The 25,889-nt window shown below is 63.8% G+C and carries 19 protein-coding genes; 14 read left to right on the top strand and 5 right to left on the bottom strand.

Annotated elements, in window-relative coordinates; translation table 11 throughout:
* The first annotated feature begins 4 nt into the window (after window positions 1-4).
* The 10 genes from tssC to GKC70_RS22345 all read left to right on the top strand — a co-directional run bounded on the left by tssC (window position 5) and on the right by GKC70_RS22345 (window position 16,257).
* The gene (tssC, locus tag GKC70_RS22300; protein WP_342649952.1) at window positions 5-1,498 is read left to right on the top strand and encodes a type VI secretion system contractile sheath large subunit; all 1,494 of its coding nucleotides are present in this window, start codon (window positions 5-7) and stop codon (window positions 1,496-1,498) included.
* Window positions 1,499-1,650: 152 nt separating this feature from the next.
* Complete coding sequence (locus GKC70_RS22305; protein ID WP_029613828.1) at window positions 1,651-2,139, top strand: type VI secretion system tube protein Hcp; 489 nt, start codon at window positions 1,651-1,653, stop codon at window positions 2,137-2,139.
* A gap of 123 nt (window positions 2,140-2,262) precedes the next feature.
* A complete protein-coding gene (gene tssE / locus GKC70_RS22310) occupies window positions 2,263-2,778 on the top strand; it encodes a type VI secretion system baseplate subunit TssE (RefSeq protein WP_029613831.1) in 516 nt (171 codons plus the stop codon).
* Window positions 2,775-4,637 (top strand): type VI secretion system baseplate subunit TssF, encoded by a 1,863-nt coding sequence (gene tssF / locus GKC70_RS22315; protein WP_342649953.1) that lies wholly within the window; start codon window positions 2,775-2,777, stop codon window positions 4,635-4,637. Before tssE ends, tssF begins: the two co-directional genes overlap by 4 nt.
* Window positions 4,601-5,650 (top strand): type VI secretion system baseplate subunit TssG, encoded by a 1,050-nt coding sequence (tssG, locus tag GKC70_RS22320; protein ID WP_295486376.1) that lies wholly within the window; start codon window positions 4,601-4,603, stop codon window positions 5,648-5,650. Before tssF ends, tssG begins: the two co-directional genes overlap by 37 nt.
* The gene (gene tssH / locus GKC70_RS22325) at window positions 5,643-8,318 is read left to right on the top strand and encodes a type VI secretion system ATPase TssH (protein ID WP_342649954.1); all 2,676 of its coding nucleotides are present in this window, start codon (window positions 5,643-5,645) and stop codon (window positions 8,316-8,318) included. The genes tssG and tssH overlap by 8 nt, the downstream gene beginning before the upstream one ends.
* 23 nt (window positions 8,319-8,341) lie before the next feature.
* Entirely contained in the window at window positions 8,342-10,279 is a 1,938-nt protein-coding gene (locus GKC70_RS22330) for a type VI secretion system tip protein VgrG (protein WP_295486373.1), read from the top strand.
* Between the two features lie 12 nt (window positions 10,280-10,291).
* The gene (locus GKC70_RS22335) at window positions 10,292-10,726 is read left to right on the top strand and encodes a DcrB-related protein (RefSeq protein ID WP_342649955.1); all 435 of its coding nucleotides are present in this window, start codon (window positions 10,292-10,294) and stop codon (window positions 10,724-10,726) included.
* Between the two features lie 6 nt (window positions 10,727-10,732).
* Window positions 10,733-15,118: an RHS repeat-associated core domain-containing protein gene (locus tag GKC70_RS22340; protein ID WP_342649956.1), complete on the top strand. Its 4,386-nt coding sequence runs from the start codon at window positions 10,733-10,735 to the stop codon at window positions 15,116-15,118.
* On the top strand, window positions 15,115-16,257 hold the full coding sequence (locus GKC70_RS22345) for an ankyrin repeat domain-containing protein (RefSeq protein ID WP_342649957.1): 1,143 nt from the start codon (window positions 15,115-15,117) through the stop codon (window positions 16,255-16,257). The genes GKC70_RS22340 and GKC70_RS22345 overlap by 4 nt, the downstream gene beginning before the upstream one ends.
* Before the next feature lie 79 nt (window positions 16,258-16,336).
* On the opposite strand, the gene GKC70_RS22350 is transcribed toward GKC70_RS22345, so the two are convergent.
* Window positions 16,337-17,656 (bottom strand): OprD family porin, encoded by a 1,320-nt coding sequence (locus GKC70_RS22350; RefSeq protein ID WP_342649958.1) that lies wholly within the window; start codon window positions 17,654-17,656, stop codon window positions 16,337-16,339.
* 470 nt (window positions 17,657-18,126) lie between these two features.
* Between GKC70_RS22350 and GKC70_RS22355 the strand changes: the two genes are divergently transcribed.
* Both GKC70_RS22355 and GKC70_RS22360 read left to right on the top strand, forming a co-directional pair.
* Window positions 18,127-20,226 (top strand): TonB-dependent siderophore receptor, encoded by a 2,100-nt coding sequence (locus GKC70_RS22355; RefSeq protein WP_342649959.1) that lies wholly within the window; start codon window positions 18,127-18,129, stop codon window positions 20,224-20,226.
* A gap of 78 nt (window positions 20,227-20,304) precedes the next feature.
* On the top strand, window positions 20,305-20,748 hold the full coding sequence (locus GKC70_RS22360) for a hypothetical protein (protein WP_342649960.1): 444 nt from the start codon (window positions 20,305-20,307) through the stop codon (window positions 20,746-20,748).
* Between the two features lie 71 nt (window positions 20,749-20,819).
* Here GKC70_RS22360 and secB read toward each other — a convergent pair whose 3' ends face one another.
* The 3 genes from secB to GKC70_RS22375 are packed head-to-tail and all read right to left on the bottom strand — an operon-like array spanning window position 20,820 to window position 22,013.
* A complete protein-coding gene (gene secB / locus GKC70_RS22365; RefSeq protein ID WP_039582608.1) occupies window positions 20,820-21,302 on the bottom strand; it encodes a protein-export chaperone SecB in 483 nt (160 codons plus the stop codon).
* 41 nt (window positions 21,303-21,343) lie between these two features.
* On the bottom strand, window positions 21,344-21,598 hold the full coding sequence (grxC, locus tag GKC70_RS22370) for a glutaredoxin 3 (RefSeq protein WP_029613837.1): 255 nt from the start codon (window positions 21,596-21,598) through the stop codon (window positions 21,344-21,346).
* A 1-nt stretch (window position 21,599) separates the two neighbouring features.
* Entirely contained in the window at window positions 21,600-22,013 is a 414-nt protein-coding gene (locus GKC70_RS22375) for a rhodanese-like domain-containing protein (protein WP_029613838.1), read from the bottom strand.
* 206 nt (window positions 22,014-22,219) lie between these two features.
* Here GKC70_RS22375 and gpmI point away from each other — a divergent pair, with 206 nt between their 5' ends.
* The gene (gpmI, locus tag GKC70_RS22380) at window positions 22,220-23,755 is read left to right on the top strand and encodes a 2,3-bisphosphoglycerate-independent phosphoglycerate mutase (RefSeq protein ID WP_342649961.1); all 1,536 of its coding nucleotides are present in this window, start codon (window positions 22,220-22,222) and stop codon (window positions 23,753-23,755) included.
* Window positions 23,756-23,820: 65 nt separating this feature from the next.
* Here the strand turns inward: gpmI and GKC70_RS22385 are convergent, their stop codons facing one another.
* Window positions 23,821-24,318: a sn-glycerol-3-phosphate transporter gene (locus GKC70_RS22385; RefSeq protein ID WP_342649962.1), complete on the bottom strand. Its 498-nt coding sequence runs from the start codon at window positions 24,316-24,318 to the stop codon at window positions 23,821-23,823.
* Between the two features lie 245 nt (window positions 24,319-24,563).
* Here GKC70_RS22385 and GKC70_RS22390 point away from each other — a divergent pair, with 245 nt between their 5' ends.
* Window positions 24,564-25,856 (top strand): murein hydrolase activator EnvC, encoded by a 1,293-nt coding sequence (locus GKC70_RS22390; protein ID WP_342649963.1) that lies wholly within the window; start codon window positions 24,564-24,566, stop codon window positions 25,854-25,856.
* Window positions 25,857-25,889: the final 33 nt, after the last annotated feature.

Raw genomic sequence — 25,889 nt, forward strand, 5'->3', positions numbered from 1 at the left:
CGCCATGACCGACACATTGCGCGACAACCAGGCCGCCGAGGCCGGCACCGAGCAGACCAGCGAGTTCGCCAACCTGCTGCTGCAGGAATTCAAACCCAAGACCGAACGCGCCAAGGAGGCGGTGCAAAGCGCCGTACGCACCCTGGCCGAGCAGGCCCTGGCGCAGACCAACCTGATCTCCGACGACGCCATCGGCTCGATCGAGCAGATCATCGCCGCCATCGATGCCAAGCTCACTGCCCAAGTCAACCAGATCATTCACCATGACGACTTCCAGAAGCTGGAAAGCGCCTGGCGCGGTCTGCACTACCTGGTCACCAACACCGAGAGCGACGAGCAACTGAAGATCCGCGTGCTCAACGTGTCCAAGACCGACCTGCACAAGACCCTGAAGAAGTTCAAGGGCACCGCCTGGGACCAGAGCCCGGTGTTCAAGAAACTCTACGAAGAGGAATACGGTCAGTTCGGCGGCGAGCCCTACGGCTGCCTGGTGGGCGACTACTACTTCGACCAGTCGCCGCCCGACGTCGAGCTGCTCGGCGAGCTGTCCAAGGTCTGCGCCTCGATGCATGCGCCGTTCATCGCTGCCGCCTCACCGACGGTCATGGGCATGGGCTCATGGCAGGAGCTGTCCAACCCGCGTGACCTGACCAAAATCTTCACCACCCCCGAATATGCCGGCTGGCGCTCGCTGCGCGAATCGGAAGACTCGCGCTACATCGGCCTGACCATGCCACGCTTCCTGGCACGTCTGCCCTACGGCGCCAAGACCGACCCGGTCGAAGCCTTCGCCTTCGAGGAAGACACCGACGGCGCCGACAGCAGCAAATACACCTGGGCCAACGCGGCCTATGCCATGGCAGTGAACATCAACCGCTCGTTCAAGCACTACGGCTGGTGCTCGCGCATCCGCGGCGTGGAATCGGGCGGTGAAGTGCAGGGCCTGCCGGCGCACACCTTCCCCACCGACGACGGTGGCGTGGACATGAAGTGCCCGACCGAGATCGCCATTTCCGACCGCCGCGAAGCGGAACTGGCGAAGAACGGCTTCATGCCGCTGCTGCACAAGAAGAACACCGACTTTGCTGCCTTCATCGGCGCCCAGTCGCTGCAGAAGCCGGCCGAATACGACGACCCGGACGCCACCGCCAACGCCAACCTGGCCGCGCGCCTGCCGTACCTGTTCGCCACCTGCCGCTTCGCCCATTACCTGAAGTGCATCGTTCGCGACAAGATCGGCTCGTTCAAGGAAAAGGACGAGATGCAGCGCTGGCTGCAGGACTGGATCCTGAACTACGTCGACGGCGATCCCGCGCACTCCAGTGAAACCACCAAGGCCCAGCATCCGCTGGCCGCCGCTGAAGTGGTGGTGGAGGAAATCGAAGGCAACCCTGGCTACTACAACTCGCGCTTCTACCTGCGCCCGCACTATCAGCTCGAGGGGCTGACCGTGTCGCTGCGTCTGGTCTCGAAGCTGCCGTCGGCCAAAGGGGCCTGATCGACGCTTGACCTTCCGGGGGAGTGGTTTCCCTCTCGATCGAGCCGGGAAGCCTTGTCAACCTGCGGACCTTGTCCGGCAGGTGAAGCAGCGCCCCCGGAACTGTACGACCTCACGACGAACGCCAACCGACGCGATATATCGAGGACATCATGGCTGTAGACATTTTCATCAAGATCGGCGACATCAAGGGCGAGTCCGCAGACAAGGCCCACAAGGAAGAAATCGACGTGCTGAACTGGAGCTGGGGCATGTCCCAGTCCGGCAACATGCACATGGGCAGCGGCGGCGGTGCCGGCAAGGTCAACATCCAGGACCTGTCGATCACCAAGTACGTCGACAAGTCCAGCCCGAACCTGATGGCCCACTGCTCCAGCGGCAAGCACATCGACAAGGTCAAGCTGACCGTGCGCAAGGCCGGTGGCGAGAGCCAGGTCGAGTACCTGATCATCAACCTGGAAGAAGTGATCATCAGCTCGCTGAGCACCGGCGGCTCGGGCAGCGATGACCGCCTGACCGAGAACGTCACCTTGAACTTCGCCAAGGTCACCGTGGACTACCAGCCACAGAAAGCCGACGGCACCAAGGACGGCGGCGCCATCAAGTACGGTTGGAACGTGCGTCAGAACGTCAAGATCTGATCGCGCAGCGATGTGCTTCGCGGGTGAGCCCGCTCCCACAGGGCTGACATACAGCCCTTCTTGTGGCAGGGGTTCATCCGCGAATGGATACGACAACCTTTCGACGTTTGAAGGAATCAGAACGTGGTAGCCGACATCGCCGCCCGCGACCGCCTGCAACCCTCGCTGCTCGATCGTCTGACCGACGATGACCCCGGCAACCCGCAGGAAGCTCCGGACAAACGCGTACTGTCGCTGCAACAGCTCAAGGCCTCGGTCCTGCGCGACTTGGCCTGGCTACTGAACACCACCTCGTTGCTCGACAGCGACGACACCCTGAATACCCCGGCCGGCACCTCGGTGATCAACTACGGACTGCCTGCGTTGGCCGGCAACTGCGCCACCAACATCGACCTGCTGGCGCTCGAACGCATCATTCATCAGGCCATCGCCACCTATGAGCCGCGTATCCTGGCCCACACGCTGCGGGTTCGAGCACTCACCGCGCCGGCTGAAATGAACGCCAACGCCTTGAGCTTCGAGATCGAGGGCGATCTCTGGGCTCAGCCTGCGGCCCTACCGCTGCTGTTGCAGACCGACCTGGACCTGGAGTCCGGGCAGGTGCGCGTGACCACGGCCGATCGTCGGAGACGCGCATGAATCCGCGCCTGCTCGAACTGTACAACCAGGAACTGCGCCACATCCGCGAGAGCGCTGCAGAGTTCTCCCGTGAATATCCCAAGATCGCCGGGCGCCTGACGCTCTCCGGCATCGAATGCGCCGACCCTTATGTCGAGCGGCTGCTCGAAGGCTTCGCCTACCTGACCGCACGGGTGCAGTTCAAACTCGACGCCGAGTATCCGACCTTCACCCACAACCTGCTGGAAATCGCCTACCCGCACTACTTGGCACCGACCCCGTCGATGACCATCGTGCAGTTGCAGACCGACCCCGACGAGGGCTCGCTCAGTGCCGGTTTCCCGCTGCCGCGCGGCAGCGCATTACGCGCCAACCTGGGCCGCGATTCGCAAACCCCCTGCGAATTCCGCAGTACGCAAGAGGTGACCTTGTGGCCGCTGCAGGTGACGCGCGCAGAGTACTTCGGCAACCCAGGCGCCGTACTCGGCCGCCTCGCTGCCAGCGAGCCCAAGGCCCGCGCGGCCTTGCGCCTGACCCTGCGCAGCGGCGCCGAGATTCCATTCTCCAGCCTGCCACTCAAGCACTTGCCGTTGTACCTCAATGGTGCCGACGAGATGCCCTACCGCCTGTACGAGCAGTTGCTCGGCAGTGCCTGCGCGGTGTTCGCCCGCCAGCCCGGCGCCGACTGGGTCGAGCGCATCCCGCTGGAACAGGCGCTGCGCCCGTGCGGTTTCGACGACCATGAGGCCGCCCTACCGGTGGTGCCGCAAGCCTTCCAGGGCTACCGCCTGCTGCAGGAGTATTTCGCCCTGCCGCAACGGTTCCTGTTCGTCGACTTCGCCGGGCTCGAGCGCGCAGTCAAGCGCTGCAACGGGCAGGAGCTGGAGCTGCTGGTCCTGTTCGAGCGTTTCGATTCGACCTTGGAAAACAGTGTTGGCGCCGAGCGCCTGGTGCCCTTCTGCACCCCGGCGATCAACCTGTTTCCACGCCGCACCGACCGTATCCACCTGACCGACAAGGTCAACGAACACCATGTGATCGCCGACCGTACCCGGCCCACCGACTTCGAAATCCACTCACTGCAGGCCGTCACCGGTCACGGCACCGGCTCGGACCAGTCGTTCCTGCCGTTCTACGCAGTGCGCGACCCATCGCGCTACGGTCGCGACCAGGCCTACTACATCCTGCGCCGCGAACAGCGCGTGCTGTCCAGCGAGCAGCGGCGTACCGGCACGCGCTCGAGCTACCTGGGCAGCGAGACCTTCATCAGCCTGGTCGACGGCCAGCAGGCGCCCTACCGCCACGACCTGCGCCAGTTGGGCATCAGCGCACTGTGCAGCAACCGCGACCTGCCACTGTTCATGACCGTGGGCGACGGCCGCAGCGACTTCAGCCTGGCCGACAGCGCGCCGGTTTCGGCGGTGCGCTGCCTGGCCGGTCCCAGCCGGCCCAAGGCCAGCCACGCCCATGACAACCGCGCCTGGCGCCTGATCAGCCAACTGTCGCTGAACTACCTGTCGCTGACCGAACAGGGCCAGGGCGCGGCAGCGTTGCGCGAACTGTTGCGCCTGTACGGCGACAGCCAGGACAGCGCCTTGCACCTGCAAATCGAAGGTCTGCGCGAGGTCAGCGCCAAGCCTTGCACCCGGCGCCTGCCGATGCCGGGGCCGATCGTGTTCGGTCGAGGCCTGGAAATCACTCTGGAATTCGACGAGAACGCCTTCCGTGGCACGGGTGTATTCCTGCTCGGTGCGGTCTTCGAACGCTTCCTAACCCGCTACGTCTCCATCAACAGCTTCACCGAAACCGTACTGCGCACCACTGAGCGCGGCGAGATCATGCGATGGAAAGCCAAGCCCGGACGCAGGCCGACCCTGTGAACATTCTCCAGGACATGCAGGCCGAGCCCTGGGCCTTCGACTTCTTCCAGGCGTTGCGCCGTCTGGAAGCCGAACACCCGGAGTTGCCGCGTTTCGGCCACGCCCAGCGCCTGGCCGACGAGCCCGTGCGCCTGGGTCAGCACCTCGATTGCAGCTTCGCCCCGGCGACCCTGGCCTCGGTGACCCACAGCGACACCGGCCCGGCACGTCTGGAGCAGTTCTTCTTCGGCCTTGGCGGTCCCAACGGCCCGCTACCGCTGCACCTGACCGAATACCTGCGCGAGCGCCAGCGCAATCACGCCGACCACACCAGCAAGCGCTTCCTCGACATCTTCCATCACCGTCTGCTGACCCTGTTCTACCGGGCCTGGGCCGAGGCACGGCCGACCGTCAGCCACGACCGTCCCGGTGACGACTACTGGGCCGCGCGCCTGGCGGCCCTGAGTGGCCGCGGCCAACCTGAACTGCAAGACCAGGGCACCCTGCCGCACACGGCCAAACTGCACTACTCCGGTCACCTCGCCGCGCAGACGCGTTATCCCGACGGGCTATGCAGCATCCTGTCGAGCTACTTCGACGTCCCGGTGCGCATCGAAGAATATGTCGGCCAATGGCTGGAGCTGCCCGAGCGCAGCCGTCTGGGCGTGCAAGCCAACCGGCTCGGCGTGGATTTGTGCCTGGGCCGTCACGTGTGGGACCGCCAGCACAAGTTTCGCCTGTGCATCGGTCCGCTGAGCCTGGAGCAGTACCACGCCCTGCTCCCCGGTGGCCAAGCCTTCGTCGAACTGGCGGCTTGGGTCGCCGAATACCAGGGCCACGAACTGGACTGGGAGCTGAACCTCATCCTCGCCCGCGACCAGGTGCCTGCACTGCAACTCGACGCCCGCCGGCGGCTGGGTTTCGACACCTGGCTGGGGCAACCCGAACACGATGCCAACGACCTCAAGCTGGCCCGCTACTACGCCGAGCAGCCGGTTCAATCCCCCCGTACAAGGAGTCCGCAACATGGGTGAAATCAGTCGCGCCGCGCTGTTCGGCAAACTCAACAGCGTGGCCTACAAAGCCATCGAAGCCGCCACGGTGTTCTGCAAGCTGCGCGGCAACCCCTATGTGGAACTGGTGCATTGGTTGCACCAGTTGTTGCAGTTGCAGGACAGCGACCTGCACCGCATCGTGCGCCAGTTCAACGTCGAGCCGGCGCGCCTGGCCCGGGATCTCACCGATGCCCTGGACCGCCTGCCGCGCGGCTCCACCTCGATCACCGACCTGTCTTCGCAGGTGGAAGAAGCGGTGGAGCGTGGCTGGGTGTACGGCAGCCTGATGTTCGGCCAGAGCCAGGTGCGAACCGGCTATCTGCTGGTCGGCATTCTCAAGACGCCAAGCTTGCGCAACGCCCTGCTGGGGCTGTCGAGCGAGTTTGCCAAACTCAAGATCGAGGCCCTGAGCGAGCGCTTCGACGAATACGTCGGCGACTCTCCCGAGAACGACCTGGGCGCCAGCGACGGCTTCAACGCGGCGGTGCCAGGCGAGGCCAGTGGCGCTGTCGCCCCCGCCGCGATGGGCAAGCAGGAGGCGCTCAAGCGCTTCACTGTCGACCTCACCGAGCAGGCGCGCAGTGGCAAGCTCGATCCAATCGTCGGACGCGACGAGGAAATCCGCCAACTGGTCGATATCCTCATGCGCCGCCGGCAGAACAACCCGATCCTCACCGGCGAAGCCGGAGTGGGCAAAACCGCCGTGGTCGAAGGCTTCGCCCTGCGCATCGTCGCCGGCGACGTGCCGCCGGCGCTCAAGGACGTCGAATTGCGCAGCCTGGACGTCGGCCTGCTACAGGCCGGCGCCAGCATGAAAGGTGAGTTCGAGCAGCGCCTGCGCCAGGTCATCGAAGACGTCCAGGCCTCGCCCAAGCCGATCATCCTGTTCATCGACGAAGCCCATACGCTGGTCGGCGCCGGCGGCGCGGCCGGTACCGGGGATGCCGCCAACCTGCTCAAACCGGCCCTGGCCCGCGGCAGCCTGCGCACCGTGGCCGCCACCACCTGGGCCGAGTACAAGAAGCACATCGAAAAAGACCCGGCACTCACCCGGCGCTTCCAGGTGGTGCAGGTCGATGAGCCGAGCGAGCCCAAGGCCTTGCTGATGATGCGCGGGGTGGCCTCGACCATGGAGAAACACCATCAGGTGCAGATCCTCGACGAAGCGCTGGAAGCGGCCGTCAAGCTGTCGCACCGCTACATCCCCGCGCGGCAATTGCCGGACAAGTCCGTGAGCCTGCTCGATACCGCCTGCGCACGCGTGGCCATCAGCCTGCACGCCGTGCCCGCCGAAGTGGACGACAGCCGCCGGCGCATCGAGGCGCTGCAAATCGAGTTGCAGATCATCGCCCGCGAGGCAGCCATCGGCGTGAACACCATCCAGCGTCAGGCCTCGGCCGAGCGCCTTCTGGCCGAAGAGCGCGAGCGCCTGCACACCCTGGAAAGCCGTTGGAGCGATGAAAAGGCGCTGGTCGACGAGTTGCTGGCCACCCGCGCACGGCTGCGTGAGCAGGTCGGTGTCGTCGACCAGGACGTGGACGCGCAGGGCAGCCATGAACTGCGTGAGCAACTGATCGACCTGCAACAGCGCCTGAGCGTCTTGCAGGGCGAAAGCCCATTGATCCTGCCCACCGTCGACTATCAAGCCATGGCTTCGGTGGTCGCCGATTGGACCGGCATTCCGGTCGGGCGCATGGCGCGCAACGAGATCGAGACCGTCCTCAACCTCGACAGCCACCTGGCCAAGCGCATCATCGGCCAGGACCACGCCTTGAAGATGATCGCCAAGCGCATCCAGACTTCCCGCGCCGGGCTGGACAACCCGAACAAGCCCATCGGCGTATTCATGCTGGCCGGCACCTCGGGCGTGGGCAAGACCGAGACGGCGCTGGCCTTGGCCGAGGCCCTGTACGGCGGCGAGCAGAACCTGATCACCATCAACATGAGCGAGTTCCAGGAGGCGCATACCGTCTCCACCCTCAAGGGCGCGCCACCCGGCTATGTCGGCTACGGCGAAGGCGGTGTGCTGACCGAGGCCGTGCGTCGCCGGCCGTACAGCGTGGTGCTGCTCGACGAAGTGGAGAAGGCTCACCCCGACGTGCACGAAATCTTCTTCCAGGTGTTCGACAAGGGCGTCATGGAAGACGGCGAAGGGCGGCAGATCGATTTTCGCAACACGCTGATCCTGCTCACCACCAACGCCGGCACCGAGCTGATCGCCGACATTTGCCAAGATCCACAGACCCTGCCGGAGCCCGACGCGGTAGCCACCCTGCTGCGCAAGCCGCTGCTGGAGATCTTCCCGCCCGCCCTGCTCGGCCGCCTGGTGACCATCCCCTACTATCCGCTCAGCGATGCCATGCTCCAGGCCATCACTCGCCTGCAACTGGAGCGTATCCGCAAGCGCGTGGAGGCTACGCACAAGGTCGGCTTCGCCTACGACGACGCGGTCGTGGAACTGATCGTCTCGCGCTGCACTGAAACCGAGAGCGGCGGGCGGATGATCGACGCCATCCTCACCAACGGACTGTTGCCGGACATGAGCCGCGAGTTCCTCACACGCATGCTCGAAGGCAAGCCGCTGGCCAGCGTGCGCATCACGGCTCAGGACAACGAACTGCACTATGACTTCAGCGCGGCCGATTGAGCGCCGCACCCACGGGATCCTCCATGCTGTTCACGCAAACGACGCGCCTGGCGCAGATCAACAGCCCCTTGGGGCCGGACGTGCTGATTCTCAGCGAGCTGGGCGGTAGCGAAGAGTTGGGCCGGCTGTTCGAGTTCGAGCTGAGCCTGACCAGCCAGAACCCAGCAGTCGACCTCAACCTGCTGCTCGGCGCGCCCTTGAGCGTTTCCGTGCAGACCCACGGCCTGAGCCAACGGCACTTCCATGGCATCGTTGCACGCTGTAGCCAGTCCGTCGCCCGTGGCCAATTCGCCAGCTATCGGGTCACGTTGCGGCCCTGGCTGTGGCTGCTGACGCGCACCAGCGACTGCCGGATTTTCCAGAAGATGACGGTGCCGCAGATCATCCAGCAGGTGTTCCGCGACCTGGGGTTCTCGGACTTCGAGGACCGTTTGAGCCGCAGCTACCCCGAGCGCGAGTATTGCGTGCAGTACTGCGAGACCAGCTTCGATTTCGTCAGTCGCCTGATGGAAGATGAGGGCATCTACTACTACTTCCGCCATGAAAAAGCCCGTCACGTCCTGGTGCTGGCCGACGCGTTCATCGCCCACCACAAAGCACCCGGTTATGAGGCCGTGCCGTTCTACCCACCGGATGGCCAGCACCGCGAGCGTGACCACATCAACGACTGGCATCTGGCCCGCGAGGTACAGCCAGGCTCGCTGGAGCTCAACGACTACGACTTCGAGCGTCCCAGCGCGCGTCTGGACGTGCGTTCGGTCATGCCACGGCCACACTCCGGCGGCGCCTATCCGCTGTTCGACTACCCCGGTGGCTACAGCAAGACAGAGGATGGCGAGCAGTATGCGCGCACGCGCATGGAGTCGTTGCAAAGCCTGCACGAACGCATCGACATGCACGGCAACGCCCGAGGGCTGGCCTGCGGCCACCTGTTCGCCCTCACCAGCTTCTGGCGACTGGACCAGAACCGTGAGTACCTGATCGTCGCGGCGCGTTATCACATCATCCAGGAGTCACTGGAAACCGGCGGCGGCAGTGGTTCAGGCCAGTTCGAAAGCGACCTCACCTGCACCGATGCATTGCAGACCTTCCGTTCGGTTTCCAGCACCACCCGGCCAAAGGTCATGGGTCCGCAGACCGCCCTGGTGGTCGGCCCCAAAGACGAGGAAATCTGGACCGACGAACACGGCCGGGTCAAGGTCCACTTCTACTGGGATCGCCATGACCAATCGGACGAGAACAGCTCCTGCTGGATTCGTGTTTCGCAATCCTGGGCCGGCAAGAACTGGGGCGCGATGCAGGTGCCGAGGATCGGCCAGGAAGTCATCGTCAGCTTCCTTGGAGGCGACCCTGATTCGCCGATCATCACCGGTCGTGTCTACAACGGCGAGCAGACAGTGCCCTACGACCTGCCGGCCAACGCCACCCAGAGCGGCATGAAGAGCCGCTCGAGCAAGGGCGGCAGCGCAGCGAACTTCAATGAGATCCGCATGGAGGACAAGCGCGGGGAGGAACAGCTCTACGTGCACGCCGAGCGCAACATGGACACGGTGGTGGAGCAGAACGAGACGCTGTCGGTGGGCGCCAGCCGGGTGCAGACGGTGGGCATGCTGGAAACCATTACCATCGGGATGGACCGCCTGCGCGCCGTGCGCCGCGACGACACGCTGATCGTGGGCGCGAGCAAGACCGACAGCGTCAGCACCCGCTATCTGATCGAGGCGGGCGAGACCTTGCGTCTGGTCTGCGGCAAGAGCGTGCTCGAGCTCAACGCCAGCGGCCATATCAACATCAGTTGCGAGCAGTTCAACTTTCACGCCCGCGAGGATGCGCAGATCAATACCGGCGGCACCCTGGACCTCAACGTCGGCAGCGGCGCGCAGACTGCTCCGGACGGTGACGGCGTAAAAGACGCCATCGATGCGGCCGTGAAGAGCCGCTTCTCCGACGCTGGCCATTGACGAGACCTTTGCATGACCTACCGCCTCAACGAATTCCGCCTGGCGCTGCCCGATACCGACGTGCGCGACACCAGCATCAACATCCTGCGCTTCGAACGCCTGGGCACTTCGCTGATCGTCAGCCGCAGTGCGCTCGCGGATGACGAAACGCTGCAGAGCAACTTCGATGGTCAATTGCAGCGTCTGCAACAGCAGGTCAAGGACTTGCAATTCCAGCCGGCTCACCCGGTGAAGGTGGGCGCTGGGCAGGACATCGAGGCCATCGAGCTGAGCAGCCAGTTCAGCAAGGGCCAGGAAATGGTCTACCAATACCAATTGGCGCTGGTGCTGCCGGGTACGCGCAAGATGTTCGCCCTGAGCTACGTGAAGCCCTCGCCCCTGGGTGAAGCCGAAGCGTCGCACTGGGCCGCCATCAAGCAGTCGCTCGACTTCGACAATCTAGGCTGAACCGGTATGTCGGACGCATTCTGGGCCGCGCGCGAGGGTGACGCGCTGATGCACACCTCGATGATGGCCGATATCGTCGGGGGCGTGCTGGAAGTGGCAGCCAACGTGGCGATCGGCGCACTGGCCACCGCGGCCGTTGGCGCAGCGCTGGGCATCACCGTGGCTACCGGTGGACTGGGCTGCTTCGTGCTGGGTGCCGCAGTCGGCCTGGTGGTCGGCGTGGCCATGGCCAAGAGCGGTGCCGATACCGGCCTGAGCCGATTATGCGACGGCATCGGCAACGCGCTTTTCCCGCCTTCGGTGCAGGCGCATATCGCTACCGGCTCGGGCAACACCCACACCAACGGCAAGCCTGCCGCCCGTGCAGCAGGCATCGTCACCGGGCCGGTGGGGCCGGCAGCGGACGCCTCCGGCCAACCAGCGGGCGAGGAACCGGAAGAAAGCTTCCTGGACATGGCCAAGGGCTTCTTCTCCCAGATGTGGCGGCCGACCGTGGCGACACCGGCGCCCAATACCCAGGAAGCGGAAGACGACAAGATCCTCTGCGACAAACACCCGGCGATGCCGCCGCAGTATCTGGCCGAGGGCTCCAGCAAGGTGCTCATCAACGGCCACCCAGCCTGCCGCAGTGGCGATCGCAGCACCTGCGAGGCGGTAGTGGTGGATGCTGGCGAGATTTCCAGCAACGTGCGCATCGGCGGCGAGCCCATCGTGGTGCGCGAGATCCGCAGCGGCAAGACACCCGGCATCGGCCTGGCGATCACCGCGCTGATGCTGCTGCGTGGGCGCGGCGGCAAGTTCTACAGCAAGTTCGGCTGCATGCTCATCGGTGGAGTGACCCAACTGGTCACTAGCCAGGTCACCAGTGCCCTCACCTCGGCCATCGTCGGCTCGCCCAACCCGGTACATACACCGACCGGCGCCAAGCTGCTCAATGGCGAGGACGATCACGACTTCGACCTGCCGGCCCTGCTGCCCATCACCTGGCAACGCTACTACAACAGCCACGGCCAACGCGAAGACGGGCTGCTGGGCACCGGCTGGAGCGTGCCGTACGAGGTCTACCTCGAGCTCAAGACGCACACGCAAGGTGGCGAAGAGCTGGTATTCGTCGACGAGCAGGCCCGGGCCATCGAAATGGGCAGTATCGTGCCAGGCGATGCGGTCTATAGCGCGGCCGAAGGCTTGAGTGTGCGTCGCGACCACAACGGCGAGGTGTTGATCGAGGACCGCGACGGCCGCTACCGGTTGTTCCAGCCCTCACCCACCAACCCCACGCGCCTGCGTTTGAGCCAGATCGGTGATCGCAACGACAACCGCCTCTTTCTCGATTACGACGACAGCGGACGGCTACGTGGGCTGCGCGACACGTTCGACCAGACCGAAGCGCTCTTGAGCTACGACCCGCAATGGCCACAGCGCGTGAGCCAGATCGAGCGGCGCCTGGCCGACGCGAGCGTCGAGCCACTGGTGAGCTACGGCTACGACGGCGCTGGTCGCCTCGCGCAGGTCAAGAATCGCCACGGGCAGGTCACGCGCCGCTTCAGCTACGACACTGGCGGACGCATGGTCGAGCACCAACTGCCCACCGGTTTGAGTTGCTACTACCAATGGGCGCAGACGGCGGATGGCTGGCGAGTGATTCGTCACTGGACCGACGCAGGTGATGAGTACAGCTTCGAGTACGACCTGACAGCGGGCATCACACGCGTCACCGACGGACTGCAACGGGTCACCACACGTCACTGGAACGACCAGTACCAGATCACGGCCTACACCGACGCCTTGGGGCGCACCTGGCGTTTCGACTGGAACGCAGACCGGCAACTGCTCGGCGCCAGCGACCCGGACGGCGGACGCTGGTCGTTCAACTACGACGAGTCCGGCAACCTCAGCGAGACCTTCGACCCTCTGGGCCGCTGCGTGTCGACGCAGTGGCTGGAGCATTGGGCGCTGCCCCGCTCACGCATGGACGCCGCCGGCCACTGCTGGCGATACCACTACGATGCCCGTGGCAACTGCATCCGCGAGACCGATCCGCTCGGCCAGACGACCCACTACCGGTATGACCCACACGGTCAGGTGATCGAAATAACCGATGCTGCAGGTCGGGCCAAGCAGTTGCAGTGGACCGACTTCGGCGCCCTGCGTGCCCTGACCGACTGCTCCGGCTACACCACGCGTCTGGATTACGACCACCGAGGACATCTGGCAGCACTCATCGACGCCCACGGCGAACGTACCGACTACCAGCACGATGCGTCCGGACGACTGGTGCAGGTGCGCCTGCCCGACGGCCGCACTCAATCTTTCGACTATGCCGTGGGCGACCGGCTGGCTCGTCATATCGACACTGCCGGCCATCAGCGTCAGTTCCAGTACGATGCGCGCGGCCAGTTGCGGCAGTTGGTCGATCCCTTGGGCCGTACCGTGGAGTACCGCTACGACCTGTACGGCCGATTGCTCAGCCTGACCAACGAAAATGGCGAGCAGTACCGCTTCACCTGGGATGCCGCCGATCGTCTGGTCGAGCAGCGGGACCTGGACGACAGCGCCAAACGCTATCACTACGACGCTCTCGACTGCCTCTCGCGGCTCGACTACCTGCCCGGACCGCACGGGACCGGCCTGGCGCTGGTGCCCCCGACGCCAGCGGCCGTCATCAGCCATTTCTTCGAGCGTGATGCTGGCTGCCGGCTGCTGGCCAAGGTGACCGACGATGGCCGTACCGAGTACCAGTACGACGCCCTAGACCAACTGCTGCAGGCCTGTTTCACCGACAACCAAGGCAAGCGCGAGACCGTCGCGTTCGCTTTCGATGCCCTCGGCCAGCGGACCCAGGAGCAGGGCAGCAATGGAACCCTTCATCACCGCCATGACGCACTGGGCAATCGCCTGCAGACCTTGCTGCCGGATGGGCGTACGCTCAACCAGCTGTACTACGGCAGCGGCCATCTGCATCAGGTCAACCTGGACGGCAAGGTCATCTGCGATTTCGAGCGCGACCGCCTGCACCGTGAGGTGCTGCGCATTCAGGGCGGGTTCGAGACGCGCAGCGAGTACGATCGCGCCGGCCGCCTTCGCTCGCGCCTGAGCCACCCCCGAACAGTGCCCCGACGTCTGCCCGCACCGTTGCAGCAACGCTTCGAGTACGACCTGGCGGACAACCTGGCCGTGCGCTTTCGGCAGAGTCCCGCGGGTATCGTCCAGCAACACCTGCAACACGATGCCAACGAGCGAATCGTCAGTAGCAGCCAGCCCCATGCTGCGCTGCCCGACGAAGTCTTCGCCTACGATGCAGCCGCCAACCTGCTCGATACGCCGTCGCTGGGCTGGGTACGGCATAACCGCGTGCTCACCTATCAGGACAAGCGCTATCGCTACGATGCCTTCGGCAGGCTGATCGAAAAGCGCAGCGCCAGGCGTGGCCTACAGCGTTTCGCCTACGACGCCGAACACCGCCTGATCGAGGTGCGCAGCCACAACAACGGCCGCGAGCGGATCGTGCGCATGACTTACGACCCTCTGGGCCGGCGTATCGAAAAAAGTGAACACGACGAGACGGGACGCCAGTTGGGCCTTTCGCGTTTCGGCTGGGATGGCTATCGCCTGCTGGAGGAAGTCCGGCATGGCCAGCACAGCCTTTACCTCTATGACGACCAGGACAGCCATGAGCCTCTGGCGCGCGTTGAAGGTGTAGGCCCTCACCAGCGGGTGCACCACTACCAGAATGACCTCAATGGCCTGCCGGAACGCCTGAGCGACGACACCGGCCAATTACTGTGGCAGGCCCAGTACCAGGTGTGGGGCAATACCTTGCAGGAGGTTCGCCAGGACGGCCTCGCCCAGGAACAGAACTTGCGCATGCAAGGCCAATATCTGGATCGAGAAATAGGCCTGCACTACAACACCTTCCGCTACTACGACCCGGATATCGGCCGTTTCACACAGCCCGATCCGATTGGTCTGGCGGGCGGCTTGAATCTCTATCAGTACGCTCCGACACCCGCGACCTGGATTGATCCGCTGGGGTTGGAGGTCTGCAGGCTGAACAAAAAGAACATGGCGAAGCTGGACGCCAAGAAACCGACCAACATGGTCCGGCCGCATCGCCATCATATCGTTCGCGAATATGCACCGCGAAATTGGAAACAGGAAAATCGCGACTACATCCTCAACGCCCAGGCGATCATGAAAAAGCACAAGATCGACCTGAATACGGACTTGAGGAATTTCACCTGGGCGGAAAATGGCCGTGGGACGCACAGCGTCGCTTCGGCCAGGAAAGTCTACGAGCGCCTGCGGGAAGCCGACGGCGGGGGGCGCAAAGCGGTGATCAAGGAACTCGCCGAGTTGGGCAAAGAATTTACAGCAGGAGACTTCAGCAAATGAACGACGCCCAGCCACTCTTCGAACAGCACGAAGCCGAACTGCGTCGCCTGTACGAGGACATCGCAGAGGGCAAGGTTTCGAAAGTACGTGCCTTCGTGCAGGAGCATGCGGATCTGCTGACCCTGCCCCGCTACGGCAAGAACGACGAGCAAAGCCTGCTGCACATCGCGGCCCGAAATAGCCAGCACGAAATCTGCGCGCTATTGCTGGACGCAGGCCTGGAGCCGAATCGAACCTTCATCGATGGCGGCCACGCTACCGCGCTGGCATTGGCAGCCAGCGAGGGCGATCTGGCAACGTGCACATGCCTGCTGGACGCAGGTGCCTGGCCAGACGGCTCGCCCTGGAGCGTGCGCCCGCCCCTGTACGCAGCCGCCCAAGGTGGCCACGACGACGTCGTGTTGCTGCTGCTTCAGCGAGGCGCGCAACCCGACCGACTGCACCTCTACCTCAACAGAAGCCCTCTGGACGCAACGCGTGTGTGGGGCCACCCAAGCACCGAGCGGCTGCTGCAGGACAACGGCGCCCACGGCACGCAGGATCCCGAGACCGGCGTCGAAGACAGTGCAGCGCAGACCCTGGTCAACTTCGTCGACCAGACCCTAGGGCACGTGCTGCCTGCCGCCTTTTCGCCCCCGACCGACGACTCGCGCATCGACTTGCACATCAGCCTGATCGACGGCAAGACCAGACACAAACTGTTGTTCACCACGGGCCTGTACCAGGCCGCGCCGATGACCGAATTGTGCCTGTGCCTACCAGGCGAGTGGCCCCTACCTCAGGCCGGAATCCCCGACGATGCGGCACGACGCTTTCCGGTCAGCCTGCTGGAGCGCCTGGCCGCGCTCACCTTCGAGGAAGCACCGCTGAGTGAGGGCACATTGATCCTGCGCAGCGACCCACGCTTCGCCGACCTGGCCTGGCCCGAGAAAACCGACGCCTTGCTGACGGTCGACAAGCCCTGGAACAAAGCGGCGGACAGCCGAACGCACACGCCGGACAGCGTTTACCTGCTGACGCTGGCTCCGCTGGCCTTCGCCAAGTGTCCGACCGGTAAAGCCCTGGCTTCGCTGGTGGAGCGCAAGCGCAAGGGAAGCTGGAAGACACTCGCCCTGGCGTTGCCAAACCCATCACGGTGAATTCGCACCTCGCGACCTTGCACGCAAAAACGAAACAGCCCCGGCAAATGCCGGGGCTGTTGGTGACGCCAAAAACGGATCAGAAGATGCTGATCGGGTACTCGACGAACACGCGCACTTCGTTGCCGTCGTCGTTGTAGCCATTCTGGCGCACGGCATCGTTGGTGCGCAGGAACGAGCCGCGCAGCTTGACCGACAGGTCTTTGGCCGGGCCTTCCTGGACCACGTAACGGACCTGGCTGAAGATCTCGCGTTCCTTGCCCTCGCCCCAGCCCTGCTGGTTGCCGACGGTGCGGGTGTTGATGTTGTCACCCACCACATAGGCGATCTTGTAGGTCAGCCCCGGAACGCCGAAGGCGCCGAAGTCCAGGCCGTAGCCCAGCTGCCAGGAACGCTCGTCCTCGGCGTTGAAGTCGGACCAGTAGGAGTTGGCCAAGTAGATGGTCGAACCGCCGTCGCCCACGCCGCCTTCGTTCTGGTACCAGCCGTAGTTGTAGCCGGTGCTGCCGGTGCTGCGCTGGTGGGCCAGGGTGAAGGAGTGCGGACCATAGGCGTAGGTCGCCGCCAGGCTCCAGATGGTGTTGCGGTCGCCATTGAGGCCGGCTTCACGCACGTACTGGCTGTCGATGTCCGACTTGTAGCCGTTGAAGTCCAGGGTCAGGGACTGGTCGGCGGCGATCGGGAAGACGTAGTTCAGGCCCAGGTAGTGGCGCTTCATGACGTCTTCGTTGTCCGCGGTGTACAGCGAGGCAGTGAAGTTGTCGGTGAACTTGTAGCTGCCGCCGAGGACGTTGATCGACTTCAAACCACCGCCGTCACGACGCTGAGCGCTCTTGCGCGCTTCCTGGGTGAAACGACCGGCGTTCAGTTCCAGCCCTTCGATTTCCTTGGAGGTGATCAGGGTGCCGGTGAAGCTTTCAGGCAGCAGGCGCGAATCGTCGTATTGCAGAACCGGCAGCGCGGGCATCTGGTCGCCGTACTTGAGCACGGTGTTGGAGATGCGGAACTTGACGGCGCCGCCTGCGCGGGCGAGGTCATTGGCCGCGTCGCTGCGACCTTGAGCGTCAGTGGTGTTTTCGCGCTTGAAGAAATCGATACCGCCGCCGCCGTTGCGGCCCTTGCCGCCATCCAGGCGCAGTGCATACAGGCCGAAGGCATCGACGCCGACACCGACGGTGCCCTGGGTGAAGCCGGAGGAGAAGTTGGCGATCACGCCCTGGCCCCACTGGGACTGGTCGTTGACGCCGTGCTTCTTGTCACGATTGATGAACGCGTTACGCAGAAGGACGTTGGCGTGGCTGTCCTCGATGAACCCTTTGCTCCGGGCCTGGTCGTTGGCCTGGGCCTGAGTGGCGGCGATGAGTGCCAGCGCAACCAGGCTGATCCTTGTATTCAACATGTTGTTTTCCTTATTACCGAATCAGAACGCTCTGCTACGTAAACGCCAGGAACCAACGCCCCTTCGTAGGTTCGACGCGTGTATCCAAACGGTGGGCGGCGCTGCTGTGCAGAGCGCGCGCCTCGTCCGGCGCTCGGCCATGGGATGGCCGGCAGGCGTAGAGGCCGCATCCTATCCGCGCGCGCGAACGAATGTCAAAAAAACGTGAAATGCAGGTTGATATAACCAAATTGAAGCTTTGGGCTGGTGTAAATCCGTGGAGATTGGCTCACAGGGAGTTATTCCTTCTCTTTTTCGGACGTGTGTACTAAAGCCAGCGCCCTCTCGCTGCAGTCCCAAGCTACTGGCGAGAGGCGAGTTACAAGTTGATACATACGTCATAAATCAAGCTGACAAATAGCCAAGCAATAGCAAATAGCAAGCATTACCATTCGCATCCTTTCTCTCGACCCTTTGTCGGATGCCATGCCATGCCTGCTCCCCGCCGCTTCAGATCCCTACCCTTGGGCTTTTCGCTGATGTTCAGCACCAGTCTCGTCAGCGCCGCCACCCTGCTCCCGGAAATCTCGATTTCGGCCGACACCGACCGTGAACGCGACAACCCCAGGGTCAAGGACGTCAGCACCGCCACCCGTACCTCGACCCCGGTACGCTACGTGCCGCAGGCCATCGACACGGTCAAGACGGCCAATGTACTGGACTACGGCAGCAATAGTCTGGGCAAGGCGCTGGAGGGCATTCCCAACGTCAGCAGCGGCGCCGACACACGCTTCGACAGCCTGCGCATTCGCGGCTTCGATGCCAGTAACGATTTCTATCTGGACGGCGTGCGCGATGACAGCCAGTACGTGCGCGACCTGCACAACATCGAACGCGTCGAAGTGCTCAAAGGCCCGGCGGCGGTGCTTTACGGTCGCGGCAGCCAGGGCGGCATCGTCAACCGGGTGAGCAAGGCGCCGGAGCATGGTCGTCGCTCGAGCCTCGAAGTCCAGGGCGGCAGCGAGGACCTGCGCAGCCTGTACGCCGACCTCAGCACCGACCTGAACGATGACATCAGCGTGCGCCTGAACATGGGCAATCAGGACAACAACAGTTTCCGCGACGGCATCGACGGCAACCGCCAGTTGTTCGCCCCGTCGATGAGCTGGCAACTGAGCCCCGAACTGAACTGGTTGGTGCAGTACGAATACAGTCGCTACAACCGCACGCCCGATCGCGGCATTCCCGGCGTCGGTGGCCGGCCGGTCGATGTGGGTCGCAGCACCACCTATGGCGATACGCAGCGCGACTTCATCGACGATCGGGCGCAGTCGCTGCGCTCGCGGCTGAACTATCAGCTGGGCGACAACTGGCAACTGCGCCACACCCTGAGTCTGTTCAAGCTCGACAGCGAGTTCGACAACACCTACCTCACCGGCTACACCCCCAGCACCCAGCGGGTGGTTCGTCAGCGCTGGCAGCAGGACCTGAACACCCGCAACCTGTTCAACAACCTCGAAGCCGAGGGCCAGGTCAGCACCTGGGGGCTGGACCACACGCTGTTGCTGGGCGTGGAGTTCGGCAACCAGCGCCGTGACCCACGGTTGTACACCGCGCGCGCGGTCAACGCCGGAGGCCAGGCGGTGCCAACGCTGGACCTCAACGCCCCGAACCGACGGCTGCAACACACCGGGCCGATGGTGGCGTCGAGCTACAACCACACGGTGGTCGACAGCCGTGGTGTCTACCTGCAGGACCAGATCCGCCTCAACGATCAATGGCAACTGCTCGCCGGCCTGCGTTTCGATCAGTTCGAGGTGCAAACCCAGAACAGGCTGCGGGGCATTTCCGAAAAACAGAACGACAACAGCACCAGTCCGCGCCTTGGTGTGGTGTACTCGCCATGGCAGGCGCATTCCTTTTACGCCTCCTGGAGCAAGACCTTTTCCCCGGTCGGCGGTGGCCTGATCGGCATCACCCCCGGTGCAGCAGGCAACACCAACGAGACCGCGCCGGAGAACACACGACAGAAGGAAATCGGGGTCAAGAGCGACTGGCTCGACGACCGCCTGAGCACCACCCTCGCCGTCTACGAACTGGAGCTCTACAACCGTCGCACCAGCGATCCGGACAACCCGGGTATCACCGTGCTCACCGGCCTGCAGCGCTCACGCGGGGTCGAACTGACCGCCCAGGGCAAGCTGGTGGGCGACTGGTACCTGCGCGGCGGCGTCGGTCTGCAGGATGCCACCATCGTCAAGGACAACAACGGCCTGGCGGGCAACCGAGTCAACAACGTGGCGCGGCGCAATGCCAGCCTGTTCCTGACCTGGAAGCCGGAGTTGGGCTGGTACGCCGAAACCGGCCTGACCCTGGTGGGTCAACGCTACGCCGACAACCAGAACACCACCGTACTGCCCGGCTATGGCCGCTGGGATGCGCTGGTCGGGTTGCGCACCCATGACTGGGACGTGCGCGCGGCCCTGTCCAACCTCACCGACAAGACCTACTACAGCGCCGCGACCAGCGCCGCGCAGATCCAGTTCGGCGACCCGCGCAGCCTGGTGGTGACCGGCACTTACAGCTTCTGATGCAGGCAGGCTCTATCCAGAACGCCGACTCTAGGCTTCAATACGCGTTTTTTGCGGATACACCCGAGGATTCACGGCATGGCTTCCAACACCAAGCAACAGAAACGCGCCAAGCGCGCCGCCTCCAAGGCCAAGCAGAACCGGATGGTGCGCAGTGGCCAGGCGGTCAAGGCCAGCTCGGGTGAAAGCACCAGCGTCGAGCAGGTGTTCAACAAGGCCATGGACTCGGGCAGCTACGACGCGTTGTTCGAGAAGATGAAGCAGGCCCAGCAGAACGGCCTGGAGGCGATGATTTCGGTGTTCCTGGTCGACCCGCTGCTGGCGCTGGTGCTCAAGGGTCACAAGGAGGAACACGCCACCGACTATATCGTCTTGGTGTTCACCGCCTACCGCGCCTGGCTCGATGGTGCCGATGACGCGGCCACCATGGTCTGGCTGGAAAGCGATGAATTCCAGGCGGCCTATGTGGCGGCGTCGGAAGCAGTGGCCAAGCAGCAGCAACAGCAGAAACAGTTCGGCTGACGCCATTTCGCAGCCATGAAAAAGCCCCTCGGGTCGATCCCGAGGGGCTTTTTCGTAAGTCGCGCAGGCAATTACTGCAGCGACGGTGCCTCGCCCGCTTCCTGCATGCGCTGCAGTTCCTGGGCGTACAGGGCATCGAAGTTCACCGGCGACAGCATCAGCGCCGGGAACGAGCCACGGGTCACCAGGCTGTCGAGGGTTTCACGCGCGTACGGGAACAGGATGTTCGGGCAGAACGCGCCCAAGGTGTGGCTCATCGACTGCCCGTCCAGGCCCGAGATCAGGAAGATGCCGGCCTGCTGGACTTCGGCGATGAACGCCACTTCGTCACCATTCTTGACGGTGACCGACAAGGTCAGCACCACCTCGTGGAAGTCGCCTTCCAGGGCCTTCTGACGGGTGTTCAGGTCCAGCGAGACGCTCGGCTCCCACTGCTGGCGGAAAATCTGCGGGCTCTTGGGCGCTTCGAACGACAGGTCGCGCACGTAGATGCGCTGCAGCGAGAATTGCGGGCTGTTCTCTTCGGCAGCGCCGTTGGTCTGTTGGTCAGTCATGGCAGATCCTTGTCTGAAAAAGGGTTGAAAGGGGGCGTGAATCAGGCCTCGAGCAGGGCGTCGAGCTTGCCCGAGCGCTCCAGCGCAAACAAGTCATCGCAACCGCCGACATGGGTGCTGCCAATCCAGATTTGCGGCACCGAGGTACGCCCGGCCTTCTGCGCCATCTCGGCACGTAGTTGCGGCTTGCCGTCGACACGGATTTCCTCGAAGGCCACGTTCTTGCTCGCCAGCAGTTGCTTGGCGCGCATGCAGTAGGGGCAGTAGTCGCTGGAATAGACGATGACCGGTTGCATATCACTTCACCAGGGGCAGGTTGTCGGCTTTCCAGCTGGACACGCCGCCGCTGAGCTTGGCGGCGGTGTAGCCGGCTTTGAGCAGGTCGCGGCAGACGGTGCCGGACTGCTGGCCCATCGCGTCGACGATGATCAGGGTCTTGTCCTTGTGCTTCTCCAGCTCGGCCATGCGGCTGGCGATCTTGTCCTGGGGAATGTTCAGCGCGCCGACGATGTGCCCGGCAGCGTACTCCTTGCCTGGACGGATATCGATCACCACGCCTTTGTCGGCGTTGACCAGCGCGGTCAGTTGACCGTTGCTCAGGCTCTGACCGCCACGGCGGATCTCGTTGAGCAGCAGCAGGATCAGCAGAATGAAGAAGATCGCAACCAGGATGAAGTGATCTGTCGCAAATTGAATCAGGTGAGCAACCATCAGGGGTGTTCCAGGCGATTGAAAATGCCGGCCAGTATACACAGCCACCCAGGCCGGCCAAAGCCCGCCGGGCCGGTGCGAAAACCCGCCTTGCGCAGGATACGGCGGTGCGCTGGTCGCGCGGCCCGACGAATATTCGCCGCCTCTGGCCGATTTCCCCTAAAATGCGTGTCTTTATCATCTTTGAACAACCGTGAGTTTGATCGATGACAAACCTCCCCAAGCCCCTGGTCCTGATCATCCTGGATGGTTTCGGTCACAGCGAAAGCCGCGAATACAACGCCATTCTCGCCGCCAACACGCCGGTCTACGACCGCTTGCGCGCCACCCAGCCGCATGGCCTGATCTCCGGCTCCGGCATGGATGTCGGCCTGCCGGACGGGCAGATGGGCAACTCCGAAGTCGGTCACATGAACCTGGGTGCCGGGCGCGTGGTGTATCAGGACTTCACGCGGGTGACCAAAGCCATCCGTGACGGTGAGTTCTTCGAAAACCCCGTGCTTACCGGCGCCGTGGACAAGGCCGTGGCCGCTGGCAAGGCGGTCCACCTGCTGGGTCTGCTGTCCGATGGTGGTGTGCACAGCCACCAGGATCACATCGTCGCCATGGCCGAACTGGCCGCGCAGCGCGGCGCCGAGAAGATCTACCTGCATGCCTTCCTCGATGGCCGCGACACCCCGCCGCGCAGCGCGCAGTCGTCCCTCGAACTGCTCGACGCCACCTTCGCCCGACTGGGCAAGGGCCGCATCGCCAGCCTGATCGGCCGCTACTTCGCCATGGACCGCGACAACCGCTGGGACCGCGTCAGCGCGGCCTACAACCTGATCGTCGACAGCGCCGCCGACTACAGTGCCGACAGCGCAGTGGCCGGCCTGGAAGCGGCCTATGCCCGTGACGAGAGCGATGAATTCGTCAAGGCCACGCGGATCGGCGAGGCCGTGAAGGTCGAGGACGACGACGCGGTGATCTTCATGAACTTCCGCGCCGACCGCGCCCGCGAGCTGTCGCGCGTCTTCGTCGAAGCGGATTTCAACGAGTTTCCACGCGCGCGCCTGCCGAAACTGGCGGCCTACATCGGTCTGACCCAGTACTCGGCGAAGATCCCGGCTCCCGCCGCATTCGCCCCGGCCAGCTTGCACAACGTGCTCGGCGAGTACCTGGCCAACAACGGCAAGACTCAACTGCGCATCGCCGAGACCGAGAAGTACGCCCATGTCACCTTCTTCTTCTCCGGCGGCCGCGAAGAGCCGTTCGAAGGTGAAGAACGTATTCTCATCCCGTCGCCGAAGGTCGCCACCTACGACCTGCAACCGGAAATGAGCGCACCGGAGGTCACCGACCGCATCGTCGAAGCCATCGAGCAGCAGCGCTTCGACGTGATCGTGGTCAACTACGCCAACGGCGACATGGTCGGCCACACCGGCGTATTCGACGCCGCCGTGAAGGCGGTCGAAGCGCTGGACGGCTGCATGGGGCGTATCGTCACGGCACTGGAAAAAGTCGGCGGCGAAGCGCTGATCACCGCCGACCATGGCAACGTCGAACAGATGGAAGACGAATCCACCGGCCAGGCGCACACCGCGCACACCACCGAGCCGGTGCCGTTCATCTATGTCGGCAAGCGCAAGGTCAAGGTTCGCGAAGGCGGCGTGCTGGCGGACGTGGCGCCGACCATGCTCAAGCTGCTGGGGCTGGAGAAACCCGCCGAAATGACCGGCACCTCGATTCTGCTCGACGCCTGAGCCGGTTCAGCGCTGCACAGTGAAAGCCCGATGCGATCGCATCGGGCTTTTTGCGTTTCAAGGGTTCAGCGAAAGCGATAGCCAACGTTGACCATCATGGCGTTGCCCCCCAGCAGCACCGCTTCGATGCCCACCGGCCCCAGGTGGGTGCCCAGTGCGGGAATGATCACCGGTGCCACGCCAAAGCGATTGAGCGGCAGCTTGTCGCGGTATTTGCCGCGATAGCCCTGCAGCAAACCGGCACTGACCTTGGCGTACACCGGCCATCGGTCATGCTGCCAGGCCTTGCCGCCGTAGGCGTAGACCGAGCGCTGGCTGAACGAATTGCGGAAGGTTGCAGCACCGTACAGCAGGCCATCGGCGCGATTGCGCTCCAGGCCGATGAGTTCCTGACGCTCGTTGTGGTCCGGGTCGGGATTGAAGTGTCGGGTGTAGACGCTGGTCTGCAAGGTCCAACTGTCCTGCGCGGTGGATGCAGCAACGGACGGAATGAGGACGATCAGCAGCAAGCCTGCGCACAACAGGCAGTGCCCTAACCGGAGCAAAGGGAAGGATATCGACATGGAAGCTCTCGCACAGCAGGAAGAGGACGGGCAGACGGATCGGCGTTTGCCACGCAAGGGCCGTCGATGGTAAGCGCGGTCGTCGCAGCGCTTCATGCCGAGCTTTCCGGTCCTCACAACGGATAAGTCCGATATTTCATGCGGCTTTCCTGACAAACGCGGCCCTCCTGCCGCTGGCAGGCGTTTTTTTTGCAAGCCTGGGCGGGCATACTAGGCCAGTCTCCATCCCTGGTACGCCCGATTCCATGCGCCGCGCCCTCATATTCCTCGCCCTGTCATGCCTGCTCGCCCCGGCTATCGCCGACGAGCGCGCCCAGACCCAGCAACAGCTGGACGCCACTCGCCAGGACATCGCCGAGCTCAAGAAGACGCTGGGCAAGCTCCAGGAAGAGAAAGCCGGCGTGCAGAAAGACCTCAAATCCACCGAGACCGATATCGGCAATCTCGAGAAACAGGTGGAGGCGCTGCAACAAGCGCTAAAAAAGACCGAGGGCGAACTGGAGCGCCTTGACCACGAGAAAAAAAAACTCCAGTCCGCCCGTACTGAACAGCAACGGCTGATCGCTATTCAGGCCCGTTCGGCCTACCAGAGTGGCCGCGAGGAATACCTCAAGCTGCTGCTCAATCAGCAGAATCCCGAGAAGTTCGCGCGCACCCTCACCTATTACGATTACCTGAGCAAGGCGCGCCTGGAACAATTGCGCACCTTCAACGAGACCTTGCGCCAACTGGCCAACGTCGAGCTGGAGATTTCCGGGCAGCAAGAGCAACTGCTGGCTCAGCGCGCCGACCTCGACACCCGCCGCCAGTCACTGGAAGCCGAGCGCAGCAAGCGCCAGCAGGTGCTGGCCAAGCTCAACAGCGACATGAAAGCCCGCGACCAGAAGCTTCAGGCCCGCGAGCAGGACCAGGCCGACCTCGCCAAGGTGCTCAAGACCATCGAAGAAACCCTCGCACGCCAGGCCCGCGAAGCCGAAGAGGCGCGGCAGAAGGCCCTGCTGGCGCGCCAGGAAGAAGAAAAGCGTCGCCGCGAACAGGCCCTGGCCGATGCTCGGCGCGAGGCGCCCGAAGCGCCGCCGAAGAAGGCCCGCACCGTACTTGGCCCGCTGGTTTCCAGCGACGGCGCCAACTACGGCGGCGCCTTTTCCGCGGCCCGTGGAAAACTTCCATGGCCGATCAATGGTCGACTGCTGGCACGCTTCGGCGATACCCGTGGCGGTGACGCCCGCGCCAAGTGGGATGGGGTGATGATCGCCGCTTCCGCAGGCACCCAGGTGCACGCGGTGCACGGTGGCCGCGTGGTGTTCGCCGACTGGTTGCGCGGTGCCGGACTTCTGGTCATTCTCGACCACGGCAATGGTTACCTGAGCCTGTATGGCCACAACCAGAGCCTGCTCAAGAGTGCCGGAGACATCGTCAAGGCCGGTGAAGCCATTTCCACCGTCGGCGACAGCGGCGGTCAGGACAGCGCGGGCTTGTACTTCGCGATTCGCCAGCAGGGTCGGCCTACCGACCCGGCGCAATGGTGCCGAGGCTAGGCATTTGCATACATGACGGCATCGCCTCTATGG

Origin of the sequence: Pseudomonas sp. REB1044 (genome assembly GCF_038813925.1) — a bacterium.
Classification (GTDB): Bacteria; Pseudomonadota; Gammaproteobacteria; order Pseudomonadales; family Pseudomonadaceae; genus Aquipseudomonas; species Aquipseudomonas boreofloridensis.

Coding starts and splice junctions, on each gene's coding strand:
- GKC70_RS22340 (WP_342649956.1), top strand. CDS start 10,733: ATGTCGGACGCATTCTGGGCCGCGCGCGAGGGTGACGCGCTGATGCAC.
- tssC (WP_342649952.1), top strand. CDS start 5: ATGACCGACACATTGCGCGACAACCAGGCCGCCGAGGCCGGCACCGAG.
- GKC70_RS22390 (WP_342649963.1), top strand. CDS start 24,564: ATGCGCCGCGCCCTCATATTCCTCGCCCTGTCATGCCTGCTCGCCCCG.
- GKC70_RS22350 (WP_342649958.1), bottom strand. CDS start 17,656: ATGTTGAATACAAGGATCAGCCTGGTTGCGCTGGCACTCATCGCCGCC.
- GKC70_RS22355 (WP_342649959.1), top strand. CDS start 18,127: ATGCCTGCTCCCCGCCGCTTCAGATCCCTACCCTTGGGCTTTTCGCTG.
- secB (WP_039582608.1), bottom strand. CDS start 21,302: ATGACTGACCAACAGACCAACGGCGCTGCCGAAGAGAACAGCCCGCAA.
- tssG (WP_295486376.1), top strand. CDS start 4,601: ATGGAAAGCCAAGCCCGGACGCAGGCCGACCCTGTGAACATTCTCCAG.
- GKC70_RS22305 (WP_029613828.1), top strand. CDS start 1,651: ATGGCTGTAGACATTTTCATCAAGATCGGCGACATCAAGGGCGAGTCC.
- grxC (WP_029613837.1), bottom strand. CDS start 21,598: ATGCAACCGGTCATCGTCTATTCCAGCGACTACTGCCCCTACTGCATG.
- GKC70_RS22360 (WP_342649960.1), top strand. CDS start 20,305: ATGGCTTCCAACACCAAGCAACAGAAACGCGCCAAGCGCGCCGCCTCC.
- gpmI (WP_342649961.1), top strand. CDS start 22,220: ATGACAAACCTCCCCAAGCCCCTGGTCCTGATCATCCTGGATGGTTTC.
- GKC70_RS22330 (WP_295486373.1), top strand. CDS start 8,342: ATGCTGTTCACGCAAACGACGCGCCTGGCGCAGATCAACAGCCCCTTG.
- GKC70_RS22335 (WP_342649955.1), top strand. CDS start 10,292: ATGACCTACCGCCTCAACGAATTCCGCCTGGCGCTGCCCGATACCGAC.
- tssF (WP_342649953.1), top strand. CDS start 2,775: ATGAATCCGCGCCTGCTCGAACTGTACAACCAGGAACTGCGCCACATC.
- tssH (WP_342649954.1), top strand. CDS start 5,643: ATGGGTGAAATCAGTCGCGCCGCGCTGTTCGGCAAACTCAACAGCGTG.
- GKC70_RS22385 (WP_342649962.1), bottom strand. CDS start 24,318: ATGTCGATATCCTTCCCTTTGCTCCGGTTAGGGCACTGCCTGTTGTGC.
- GKC70_RS22375 (WP_029613838.1), bottom strand. CDS start 22,013: ATGGTTGCTCACCTGATTCAATTTGCGACAGATCACTTCATCCTGGTT.
- GKC70_RS22345 (WP_342649957.1), top strand. CDS start 15,115: ATGAACGACGCCCAGCCACTCTTCGAACAGCACGAAGCCGAACTGCGT.